This window comes from Streptacidiphilus melanogenes, from assembly GCF_000787835.1.
Lineage (GTDB): Bacteria > Actinomycetota > Actinomycetes > Streptomycetales > Streptomycetaceae > Streptacidiphilus > Streptacidiphilus melanogenes.
Genome location: NZ_BBPP01000043.1, coordinates 19,613 through 30,481, shown reverse-complemented (window position 1 = coordinate 30,481; position 10,869 = coordinate 19,613). Strand labels below are relative to the sequence as shown.

Sequence of the window (10,869 nt, the reverse complement as noted above, 5' to 3'; positions counted from 1 at the left end):
CTGCGCCGCTGAAGGGTGTCTGGCTCATGGTGGTGCCCAGCCTACGGCGTGCGCCGGGCGAAGGGACCAGGCCCCCGCCGCTAACTTTTCGTGCCGGTAACCTGACTCGGGTGAGAGGCGGGACTGGCGCGTCAGCCGGGACGTCGTCCGCGGCTGCGGCGACGTCGACGAGAACACGCGAGGCGGTACGGGGCTGGAAGCCCGACGGACCGCTCGACGTGGCCATGACCTTCGGATTCCTGCGCCGTGGCCCGCTGGACCCCTCCTACCGGCGCACCCCCGACGGCGCGCTCTGGCGTGTCTCCCGCACCCCCGCGGGCGTCGGCACGCTCCGACTGCGCACCCGCCCCGCCGAGGGCGCGGTCGAGGCGACGGCCTGGGGCGCTGGCGCGTCGTGGCTCCTGGACGCGTTCCCGCGCTGGCTCGGCGCGGAGGACGACCCCTCGTCCTTCGACCCCTGTGGCCACCGGCTGCTGCGCGACGCGCACGCGCGCCACCCCGGACTGCGGATCGGTCGCACCGGCCTGGTGATGGAGTCCCTCGTCCCCGCGATCCTGGAACAGCGGGTCACCACCGGTGAGGCGTACGAGGCGTGGCGCACCCTGCTGCGCGCGTACGGCGAGCCCGCGCCGGGCGGTTCCGCCGTCCCCCCGTCCATGTACGCGCCGCCCGCAGCGCGCGACTGGGCGATGATCCCCTCCTGGGCCTGGCACCGCGCCCGCGTCGACGGCAAGCGCGCGGCCACGGTCGTGCGGGCGGCGAAGCTCGCCCCCCGCCTGGAGGAGGCCTCCGTCATGGCCCCGGACGACGCCGTCGCCCGGCTCACCACCGTCCCCGGCATCGGCCTGTGGACGGCGGCGGAGACCCTGCAGCGCAGCAACGGCGACGCGGACGCGGTCTCGGTCGGCGACCTCCACCTGCCGAACACGGTCGGCTGGGCCCTGGCCGGCCGGGAGCGGAGCGACGACGCGGTGATGCTGGAACTGCTGGAGCCGTACCGCCCCCACCGCTACCGCGTCTGCCGCCTCCTGCTCACCCTCCACGTCGCCGCGCCCCGCCACGCCCCGCGCTACGCTCCGCTGGACTACCGGGACATGTGACTTCCGCAGCCACCTCGGGTTGCCTACCCCGGGGCACGGGGCTGTGCCGACATGCGACTCTGCCGCGCGTGGGCGCGACGAGCCACCCGCGCAGGTGTGGAGGGGTCGCCCGCGCAGGTGGAAGGCCGATCGTGGAGGGGTCGCCCGCGCAGGTGGAACGCCGATCGTGGAGGGGTCGCCCGCGCAGGGGAACCCCGAGCGCCCAGGGCCGTTCACATCTCGGTGGTTTCCCACGCCCACGCGGCGGAGCCGCACATCAGCACGAGCCTCGCGCCCCGCCGGTGATGTAGCTACCTCACCGTCAAGAACTGCTCCGGGTCGCGGGGTTGGCGCGCGGGTGCCGGGGAGGCGGGGGTGCCGATCGCGACCGCGCCCATCGGGTCCCAGTCGGCCGGGAGTTCGAGGACCTCGCGGACCGTGTCCCGGCAGAACATCGTCGAGGAGACCCATGCCGAGCCCAGACCCTCACCCGCGAGTGTCACGAGCATGTTCTCGACCGCCGCGCCCATCGCCACCACGAACATCTCCCGCTCCGCGGCCCCGCGGCGCGCGTCGGGGTAGTCGTGGGAGCCGTCCATGACCATGCACGGCACGACCAGGCACGGCGCGTTGCGCAGCACGTCCCCGCGTCGGACGCGCCGGGCGACCCGCTCCGCGTCCCAGCCGTCGAGCTCGACGAGGTCGCGGTTCCAGGCAGCCAGCATGGCGTCCAGAAGGCGGGTTCGCGTCGTCTCCGACTCGACGAGGACGAAGCGCCACGGCGTGGTGTGGTGCGGGGCGGGAGCCGTGATCGCCGCCGCGACGGCGCGGCGGACCGCGTTGGGGTCCACCGGCGTGGCGGTGAAACTGCGGACCGTGCGGCGGATGTGGACGGCCTGACGGACGGCCTCCGAGGTGCCGAGGCGGAAGAGGTCCTCGTCGACCGGACGGATCAGCGGGCGGACGCCGTCGCCGTCGTCCTCGGTCACCAGGTGGCCGAGACCGCGCACGATCGCGACCGGGCGTCCTGAGGTCTTGCCCTTCACCAGGTCCGCCGCCGCGGCCAGTTCGTCGGCCGTGGCGGTGACGGTGAGGGACAGCTCGTTGCCGTGGCTGTCGACGCGACCGCGGTGGTCCTCCAGGACCGCGACACCGGCCGCGCCGATGGCCACGTCGGTGAGGCCGTTGCGCCACGGGCGGCCGAAGGTGTCGGTGATCAGCACGCCCACCCGCGCGCCGGTCAGCTCGTGCAGGCGCTTGCGCAGTGCCCGCGCCGAGGCGTCCGGGTCCTCGGGCAGCAGCAGGACCGTGCCGGGCGGGGTGTTGGACGCGTCGACGCCGGCCGCGGCCATGACCAGGCCCTGACGGTTCTCCACGATCCGGGTGCGCCCCCGTCGGGCGACGACGCGGACCGCCTCGGCGTCGATCGCGGCCTCGCGGTCCACGGCCTGGACGAGCCGGCCCTCGGCCTTGCTGACGATCTTCGAGGTGACCAGCAGCAGGTCTCCGTCGCGCAGGGCGAAGCCCCCCGTGCCGACCAACAGGGCGGCGATGTCGTCCCCGGCCGCGACCTCCGGCAGCCCGCCGACGGCGAGGATCTCGACGGAGCCCGCGCCGGTCAGGTCCTGGGCGCCGCTCACGCGCGCACCTGCTCGGCCAGCTCCAGCGCCTGACGCGCCATCGCGGCGGACGCCTCGACGTCCGTCATCATCAGCGGTACCGCGCGGCAGGCGATCCCGGCCGCCTCGACCTCGGCGACCGCCGCGTCGTCGCCGGTGTGGACGAGCCAGCCGTCGAGCAGGTCCGCGCCGTAGTGCTTGGCGACCGCGGCTGCGGTGGTCTGCACGCCCACGGCCTCCAGCACCTTGTCGGCCATGCCGCGCACCGGCGCGCCGCCGACGATGGGGGAGAGGCCCACGATCGGTGCCTTCGCGGCGACCAGCGCCTCGCGGACGCCCGGGACGGCGAGGATCGTGCCGATGGAGACGACGGGGTTGGACGGCGGGAAGAGGATCACGTCCGCCTCCGCGATCGCCTCGACCACGCCGGGAGCCGGCTTGGCCGTCTCCGCGCCGACGGGCAGGATCGCCTGAGCCGGGACGGAGGCGTGCAGCTTGACCCAGTACTCCTGGAAGTGGATCGCACGGCGCTTGCCGTCCTGGTCCGGGTCCTCGATGACGACGTGGGTCTCCACCCGGTCGTCGGTCATCGGGAGCAGCCGGACGCCGGGCTGCCAGCGGTCGCACAGGGCCTCGGTGACGGCGCTCAGCGGGTAGCCCGCGCCGAGCATCTGGGTGCGGACGATGTGGGTGGCGACGTCCCGGTCGCCCAGGCCGAACCAGGACGGCCCGACGCCGTAGGCGGCGAGCTCCTCCTTGACCGACCAGGTCTCGTCCGCGCGGCCCCAGCCCTGCTCCTCGTGGATGCCGCCGCCGAGCGTGTACATCACGGTGTCCAGGTCGGGGCAGACCTTCAGCCCGAACAGGTGGATGTCGTCGCCCGTGTTGCCGATGACGGTGATCTCGTCGGCGGGGCCGACCGCCGCCTTGAGGCCGCGCAGAAAGCGGGCCCCGCCGATTCCTCCGGCCAGTACGGTGATGCGCATGCCGTCCATCCTTGCAGGCGTCCTTACGGAGTGGTGACGCGGCGGCGTTCGACGCTGTGCCGGGGCTTGTTCGGGCCTAGCGTCGGGGCATGGAGCTACTGCTGACCGGCGGGGCCGGGTTCATCGGATCGGCGATCGCGCGAGCACTGCTCGCGGACGGACACAGTGTTCACGTTCTGGATCGGCGGCCCGTGTCGCTGCCAGGCGTCACATCGGTGATCGGTGATCTGCGCGACCCGACCGTGGTCGCGAACGCGCTGCGCGGCGTCGACGCCGTCTGCCACCAGGCGGCGATGGTCGGCCTCGGCGTGGACTTCGCCGACGCGCCCGACTACGCCGACACCAACGACGTCGGCACCGCCGTCCTGCTCGCCGCGATGGCGCGGGCGCGCGTCCAGCGCCTGCTGCTGGCCGGCTCCATGGTCGTCTACGGCGAGGGCCGCTACGACTGCGCCGTCCACGGCACCGTCCCGGCGCCGCCCCGCCGCGTCGCGGATCTGGGCGCGGGCCGGTTCGAACCGTGCTGCCGCCTCTGCGGCGCGGAACTGACACCCGGTCCGGTCGACGAGGACGCCCCCGTGGACCCGCGCAACGTCTACGCCGCGACCAAGCTGCACCAGGAGCACCTCGCCTCTGCCTGGGCCCGCGCCTGCGGTGGCGTCGCGGTCTCGCTGCGCTACCACAACGTCTACGGTCCCGGCCTGCCCCGCGACACCCCGTACGCCGGCGTCGCCGCGATCTTCCGCTCGGCGCTGGCGCGCGGCGAGGCCCCGCGTGTCTTCGAGGACGGCGCCCAGCGCCGGGACTTCGTCCACGTCACCGACGTCGCCGCGGCGAACGTCGCGGCGCTGGCCTCGGCGGGCGACCGCGAGCCGGGCTCCTTCCGCGCCTACAACGTCGGCAGCGGCGAGATCCGCACGGTCGGCGACCTCGCCTCGGCCCTCGCCACCGCGTGCGGCGGCCCTGCTCCGGTGGTCACCGGCGACTACCGCCTCGGCGACGTCCGCCACATCACGGCGGACTCCGGCCGCCTGCGGTCGGAGCTGGGCTGGCGGCCCCGGGTCGCCTTCGCGGACGGCATGGCTGAGTTCGCCGCCGAGGAGCACGAGCGGGAGGACTACGCGAGGAACTGACGCAGCGCGTCCCGCAGTTCCACCGGCAGGTCGGCTTCGCCGGCGAACTCGTGGTCGGCGAAGTCGAACCCGGGCGTCACCACCTCCGCGACCAGCGCGTACCGCGCCCCGTCGGGCACCCGTGACGCCTTCCACCACCCGCCGGGCACGAGCAGGTGCCGCGCGTCCGCGTCCCCGAGCACCCGCACGTCGAGCCGCCCTTCCGGGTCGACGGTGTGGTACTCGACCGGATCGCCGTCGAGGAAGAAGTGCAGGATGTCGCTGCGGTTCCGATGCAGCCGCCCGCACGGCTGCCCGGCGGTCATCAGGTAGTAGATCGACGTCACCGTCGGCCGCATCCCGTCGCCCCCGGCGGTGAGCGCATGCGGGCTGGTGTAGATCCGCCGGAAGTACCCGCCCTCGGGATGCGGCTCCAGCCCGAGGGCCTCGATCAGCTCACGACCACGGTCACGTTCGCCCATGCGCCCAGGCTAGGCCCGCACCACCCGCGCCCCGACCCCCGCCGCGCGCAGGCGGCATGGGACTCCGCGATCCCCACCAGCCGCTGCCGACGTCAGTGTCCGTACTGCCGGAAGGCCGAGGTGTCGATCCGCCAGGGCCCGAGGGGGACCGTGTCGCCGAACACGTAGTCTCTGACCCGGTCGTAGCGCGGGCCGTCGGGGCCCGGGAGGATCGCCTCGTAGGTGAAGACGAGACCCTTGCGCGGGTCGACCAGGAGGTAGTGCGGGATGCCCATGGCAGGGTAGTCGGCGACCTTGTCGATGTAGTCGTTGTCCGGGTTGTTCTTGGACACGACCTCGACCACGGCCAGGATGGCGCCGGCGTCCACGGTTCCCTCGGACTCGTCCAGCACGTGCAGCGGCACCACCACGGCGTCGGGGCGGCGCATGCGGCCGATCGACGGGTCCTCGATCTCCGCGCCGGACTGGGCGATCATGTCCGTGCCCGGGTGCGTCTCCGGGATCTGCTCCTCGAGCTGTCGCACCACGCGGTAGACGATCGACTCGTGGCGCCCTGCGGGACTCATCATCACGAACGGGCCACTGGCTCCGATCTCCACGCCCCAGAAGCCCTCCAGGTGGTCGGCCAGAGGCCACAGCTCGGTGGCGATGGCGCGCATCCGCGCGTACTCCTGCGGATCCACGGGCTCCGGCATCGCTCACTCCCTCCGCTTCGCAGTCGACGCTACGAACGTACCGGGTCGCACGCCGTCGGGCGTCCGCTCACCACGCCGCCGTGGGCAGGGCGATCTCGAAGCAGCAGCCGCCGACGACGTTGCGGACGGAGGCGCGGCCCTCGTGGGCTTCGACGATGCCGCGGACGATGGCGAGGCCGAGGCCCGCGCCTGCCTCGCCGGCGGCCGGGGGAGTGCGGGGGGTGCGCGCGGCCGCGCCGCGGAAGCCGGTCTCGAAGACGCGGGGCAGGTCGGCCTCCGGGATGCCGCCGCAGCCGTCGGTGACGGAGAGGACCACCTCGCGGTCGAACTCGCGCGCCGCGATCGCGACCGTGCCGTCGACGGGGGTCGCGCGGATCGCGTTGACCAGCAGGTTGCCCAGGACGCGGGTGATCTCGCGCGGGTCGACCTCCACGGGGACCGGATCGATGCCGTGCCCGACCAGGTACACGCCCCGCTCCCGCGCCAGCGGATAAGCGCCGGCTATCGCGTCGCCGACGAGGTCGTAGACCGAGACCCGGGCCAGCGTCAGCGTCAGCGCACCCGCCTGGATGCGGGAGAGCTCGAAGAGGTCGTCGACCATGCCGGTGAGCCGGTCGACCTCGGTGCGGATCCGGGCGTGGTAGAGGGCGGGGTAGTCGGCGACGCCGTCCTCCAGCGCCTCCGCCATCGCCCGCAGGCCCGCCAGCGGGGTGCGCAGGTCGTGGGAGATCCACGCGATCAGCTCGCGCCGCGAGGACTCCAGCGCGCGCTCGCGCTGCCGGGACTCCTCGAGGCGGGCGCTGGTCGCGGCCAGCTCTGCGCCCAGCGCCTGCAGCTCCGAGTTCAGCGGCACCGACGGCGCCGTGAAGCCCGCGTCGCTGCCCACGGTCCGCGCGGCGCGGCGCAACTCCTTGCTGCCGATCGCGACCTGACGCGCCAGCAGCCAGGCCACCAGCAGCGACACCACGGAACCCATCGCCAGCACCACGACGACGACCCCGTAGTCCTCCCGGGAGAGGAACATCGCCTGGGCGACCGCGATCGTCCCGGTCGCCACCGCGAGCACCGTCACCAGCGCGACCGTGAACAGCGACAACGACAGCGAGCGGCGCCGCAGCAGCCGGACGGCGGGCCAGCCGACGAGCCCGGCCAGGCCCGCGCCCAGTGCCGCGTACGAGGCCATCACCAGCAGGTCATGCATGCGGCACCGCCGTCTCCGCGGCGCGACCGGGCGCGTCCGAGGGGTCGAAGCGGTAGCCGACGCCCCACACCGTCGTGATCAGGCGCGGCGCGGCCGGGTCGTCCTCGATCTTCTCCCGCAGTCGCCGCACGTGCACGGTGACCGTCGACAGGTCCCCGAAGTCCCAGCCCCACACCCGCCGCATCAGCTCCTCCCGGCCGAAGGCCGTCCCCGGGTGCGCCAGCAGGAACGCCAGCAGGTCGAACTCGCGCAGCGTCAGCGTCAGTTCGCGGGTCCCCCGCCAGGCCCGGCGCGCCGAGCGGTCGACCCGCAGGTCGCCCACGGCTTCGGGCGCGTCGTCCTCCGCCGCGGCGGCCGAGCCCGCGCCCGCGCTGCGGCGCAGCACGGACTGGATCCGCAGCACCAGCTCGCGCGGCGAGAACGGCTTGGTCACGTAGTCGTCCGCGCCCAGCTCCAGCCCGAGGATGCGGTCGTGCTCGTCGCCCTTGGCGGTCAGCATGACGATCGGGACGGTGTGGGACTGCGGCTCGGCGCGGAGCCGCCGGCAGACCTCCAGCCCGTCGATCTCCGGCAGCATCAGGTCCAGGACGACCAGGTCGGGATGGAGTGCGGCGGCCCGGTCGAGCGCGGCGCGGCCGTCGGCCGCCCGGTCGACGGCGTAGCCGGCGCGCTGCAGGTAGCCGGAGACGACCTCGGCCACGGTCGGGTCGTCGTCCACCACAAGGATCCGGCGGGGCACCGGGGCGGGCAGGGCCGGTGCGTCGAGTGCTTCGCTCACTCCTCCACCGTAGAAGTCTTCCGCCCCAGGTGGCGCCCGTCGTGAGGAGGACGTTCGCTTTCCGTAAGGTGCCGCTCGGGCCTTCGGCGGGCCCGCCGCTCCTAGCGTGTGAGCCATGGACAACGCTGACGGAGCTTGCGGTACCGCATCCGAACGAGCCGGGGCGGGCGTGACCGTCGATCTCGTGCTGCCCTGCCTGGACGAGGCCGAGGCGCTGCCGTGGGTGCTCGGCCGGGTGCCGCGCGGCGTGCGGCCGATCGTCGTGGACAACGGCTCGAAGGACGGCTCGGCCGAGTTGGCCGCCTCGATGGGCGCGACGGTGGTCCGCGAGCCCCGGCGCGGCTTCGGCGCCGCCTGCCACGCCGGACTGCTGGCGGCCCGCGCCCCCTACGTCGCCTTCTGCGACTGCGACGCCTCGCTCGACCCGGCGGAGCTGCCCCGACTGCTCGCGCCGCTGGCGACGGGCCACGCCGAGCTGGTGCTCGGCCGCCGCGTCCCGGCCGGGCGCGGAGCCTGGCCCGCGCACGCGCGGCTGGCCAACGCGGAGCTGGCGCGCCGACTGCGCGCGCGGACGGGAGCGCCCCTGCACGATCTCGGCCCGATGCGGATCGCGGCGCGCGACCGGCTGCTGGCACTTGGCCTCGGCGACCGGCGTTCGGGCTATCCGCTGGAGATGGTCCTCGCCGCGTCGGCCGCCGGGATGCGGCTCGCGGAGGTGCCCGTCGCCTACCGGCCCCGCGCCGGGCGGTCCAAGGTGACCGGCACGCTGCGCGGCACCCGCCAGGCCGTCCGTGACATGGGCGCGATCCTCGCCGCGCCCGCGCCGGTGTTGCTGCTGCTGGCCAAGTCGCCCGCGCCGGGCCGGGTCAAGACCCGGCTGACGCCCGCGGTCACACCCGGGCAGGCCGCGGCCGTGGCCGAGGCGGCGCTCGCGGACACGATGATGACGCTGGAGCAGGTCCCGGCCTCGCGAAGGGTGCTGGTCCTGGACGGACTGCCGGGCCGCTGGCTGCGCCCGGGATGGGACGTGGTCCCGCAGGCCGAGGGCGGCCTCGACCGCCGCCTGGCCGCGGCGTTCGCGACCGTGGCCGGGCCGGCCCCCGCGCTGCTGGTCGGCATGGACACCCCGCAGCTCGCGGCCCGAACCCTCGCCGAACCGCTGGCGCCTGCGGGGCGGGCGGGTGTCGACGCCTGGTTCGGCCCGGCGACGGACGGGGGCTTCTGGGCCTTCGGCCTGGCCCGTCCGGACGCGCGGCTGGCCGCGCGCCTGCTGGTCGACGTGCCGATGTCCACGTCCACGACCGGCGCGGCGCTGCGCGCCCGGCTGGCGGCGGAGGGCCTGCGGGTGCGGGAGCTGCCGGAGCTGACGGACGTCGACACCCCGGCGACGGCGGACGACGTCGCCGCGCTGACGCCCGGGTCCCGGTTCGCGGCGACGTGGCGGGCGGCGCGCGTGGAAAGCGCCCTGGTCGGGTGAGCGCCTCTTCCTCCACGTCCGCCACGTATCCCTCCACACCGGTCCTCGGCTGGGGCCGCACCGACGACCCCTTCGCGACCGCGATGCGCACCGGCCGCGGTCCGCTGTGGCTCCGCACCGAGGACGGCCGTGAGCGCATCCCGCTGCACGTCGAACGCTGGTGCGCGGAGCCCGACCGCGCCGACTCGACCATGGTCGACCGGGCGCTGCGGCGCGGCCTGCCCACCCTCGACATCGGCTGTGGCCCGGGACGGCTGGTCACCGCGTTGCAGCGGCGCGGGCTGCCCGCGCTGGGCGTCGACGTGACGCCGGCGGCGGTGACCCGGACGGTCGGCCTCGGCGGCAGCGCCCTGTGCAGGTCGGTCTTCGACCGCCTGCCCGGGGAGGGCCGCTGGGGTACGGGCCTGCTGGCCGACGGCAACCTCGGGATCGGCGGAGACCCCTCGGCCCTCCTGGGCCGGGTGGCGGGCTTGCTGGCCCCGGGCGGCCGGCTGCTCGTCGAGGTGGAACCGGTTGAGGTCGACGAGCGCCTGACGGTCCGCCTGGAGGACGGCGCGGGCCGTCTCGGACCGACCTTCCCCTGGGCTCGCCTGGGTACGGCGGCGACCGTCCGCATCGCCGAGGCGGCGGGTTTCACCCCGACCGGCGGCTGGCACACGGACGGCCGCGTCTTCCTGGACCTCCTGGTGCCGCACGCCTAGCCACGGGCACGCCCAGGGGCACCGGACCGCGCCGCCGTGCGGCTCGGGAGACGCGTGCGGAGAGCCCCGGGCCCTGCGGGGCTCTCCGCACGCGGCGGAATGAGGGGTCAGGCCGCGGGCGCGAAGCGCTTCGCCGTCTCGGCGATGCGGCGGCCGAGGTGCTCGGCCGTGGCGACGTCCGCCTTGTGGACCGCGTCCGGGCCCTGGTCGACGTTGGTCTGGGCGGCCGCGCCGAGGAAGAAGCCGAGGCGGTTGAGGTCGTGCTCGGAGGCCTCGCTGGAGTTCCAGCCCGGGTGGAGGCCCAGGTTGACCCAGTGCATGCCGTGCTGCGCGGCCAGGACCGTGAAGAACTGCAGGGTGTTCAGCTTGTCGCCGCTCTTGGAGCCGGAGTTGGTGAAGCCGGCGGCCAGCTTGTCCTTCCACTGCGAGCCGAACCAGCGCTTGGAGGAGGCCTCCGCGAAGGCGTGGAACGCGGCGGACGCGGTGCCCATGTAGGTCGGCGAGCCGAAGACGATCGCATCGGAGGCGTCCAGCAGGGACCACTGCTCCTCGGTGATCGCGTCGACGGGGATCAGGTGCACGGTCGCGCCGGCCTCGGCGGCGCCGTCGCGGACGGCCTCGGCGAGGACCGCGGTGTGGCCGTAGCCGGAGTGGAAGGCAATGGAGATCACGGGGTTCGTCATGCCACTGAGCGTCGCGCTAACCAGAGGAAAGTGCAAACGAAAAGTTAGTGCTTCCG

At 74.5% G+C, this 10,869-nt stretch carries 11 protein-coding genes and 1 pseudogene; 5 read left to right on the top strand and 7 right to left on the bottom strand.

Features of this window, described 5'->3' with window-relative positions; all coding sequences use genetic code 11:
* Positions 1-224: 224 nt before the first annotated feature.
* Positions 225-1,100, top strand: a complete 876-nt coding sequence (locus TR49_RS32075) for a DNA-3-methyladenine glycosylase family protein (RefSeq protein WP_042387859.1) — start codon at positions 225-227, stop codon at positions 1,098-1,100.
* A 290-nt stretch (positions 1,101-1,390) separates the two neighbouring features.
* Here TR49_RS32075 and TR49_RS32070 read toward each other — a convergent pair whose 3' ends face one another.
* Both TR49_RS32070 and cofD read right to left on the bottom strand, forming a co-directional pair.
* Positions 1,391-2,719 carry a coenzyme F420-0:L-glutamate ligase gene (locus tag TR49_RS32070; RefSeq protein ID WP_042387857.1) on the bottom strand — a complete coding sequence of 443 codons (1,329 nt, stop codon included), beginning with the start codon at positions 2,717-2,719 and terminating at the stop codon, positions 1,391-1,393.
* Positions 2,716-3,684 (bottom strand): 2-phospho-L-lactate transferase, encoded by a 969-nt coding sequence (gene cofD / locus TR49_RS32065; protein WP_042387938.1) that lies wholly within the window; start codon positions 3,682-3,684, stop codon positions 2,716-2,718. Before cofD ends, TR49_RS32070 begins: the two co-directional genes overlap by 4 nt.
* Before the next feature lie 89 nt (positions 3,685-3,773).
* On the opposite strand from cofD, the gene TR49_RS32060 reads away from it, so the two are divergent.
* Entirely contained in the window at positions 3,774-4,817 is a 1,044-nt protein-coding gene (locus tag TR49_RS32060) for an NAD-dependent epimerase/dehydratase family protein (RefSeq protein ID WP_042387855.1), read from the top strand.
* Here TR49_RS32060 and TR49_RS32055 read toward each other — a convergent pair.
* The 4 genes from TR49_RS32055 to TR49_RS32040 all read right to left on the bottom strand — a co-directional run bounded on the left by TR49_RS32055 (position 4,802) and on the right by TR49_RS32040 (position 7,952).
* Positions 4,802-5,278, bottom strand: a complete 477-nt coding sequence (locus tag TR49_RS32055) for a cupin domain-containing protein (RefSeq protein WP_042387853.1) — start codon at positions 5,276-5,278, stop codon at positions 4,802-4,804. The genes TR49_RS32060 and TR49_RS32055 overlap by 16 nt on opposite strands.
* 92 nt (positions 5,279-5,370) lie before the next feature.
* The gene (locus tag TR49_RS32050) at positions 5,371-5,973 is read right to left on the bottom strand and encodes a Uma2 family endonuclease (protein WP_042387851.1); all 603 of its coding nucleotides are present in this window, start codon (positions 5,971-5,973) and stop codon (positions 5,371-5,373) included.
* 67 nt (positions 5,974-6,040) lie between these two features.
* Positions 6,041-7,174 carry a sensor histidine kinase gene (locus TR49_RS32045; RefSeq protein WP_042387849.1) on the bottom strand — a complete coding sequence of 378 codons (1,134 nt, stop codon included), beginning with the start codon at positions 7,172-7,174 and terminating at the stop codon, positions 6,041-6,043.
* A complete protein-coding gene (locus tag TR49_RS32040) occupies positions 7,167-7,952 on the bottom strand; it encodes a response regulator transcription factor (protein WP_042387847.1) in 786 nt (261 codons plus the stop codon). The genes TR49_RS32045 and TR49_RS32040 overlap by 8 nt, the downstream gene beginning before the upstream one ends.
* Positions 7,953-8,067: 115 nt before the next feature.
* On the opposite strand from TR49_RS32040, the pseudogene TR49_RS44625 reads away from it, so the two are divergent.
* The 3 genes and pseudogenes from TR49_RS44625 to TR49_RS32030 form a co-directional block, all read left to right on the top strand.
* A pseudogene (locus TR49_RS44625) lies at positions 8,068-8,814 on the top strand (glycosyltransferase family 2 protein); the annotation flags it as partial.
* A 78-nt stretch (positions 8,815-8,892) separates the two neighbouring features.
* Positions 8,893-9,429, top strand: a complete 537-nt coding sequence (locus TR49_RS44765) for a TIGR04282 family arsenosugar biosynthesis glycosyltransferase (protein WP_439654143.1) — start codon at positions 8,893-8,895, stop codon at positions 9,427-9,429.
* Positions 9,426-10,130 carry a class I SAM-dependent methyltransferase gene (locus TR49_RS32030; protein WP_174501627.1) on the top strand — a complete coding sequence of 235 codons (705 nt, stop codon included), beginning with the start codon at positions 9,426-9,428 and terminating at the stop codon, positions 10,128-10,130. Before TR49_RS44765 ends, TR49_RS32030 begins: the two co-directional genes overlap by 4 nt.
* Before the next feature lie 107 nt (positions 10,131-10,237).
* Here TR49_RS32030 and TR49_RS32025 read toward each other — a convergent pair whose 3' ends face one another.
* Entirely contained in the window at positions 10,238-10,813 is a 576-nt protein-coding gene (locus TR49_RS32025) for a flavodoxin family protein (RefSeq protein ID WP_042387844.1), read from the bottom strand.
* Positions 10,814-10,869: the final 56 nt, after the last annotated feature.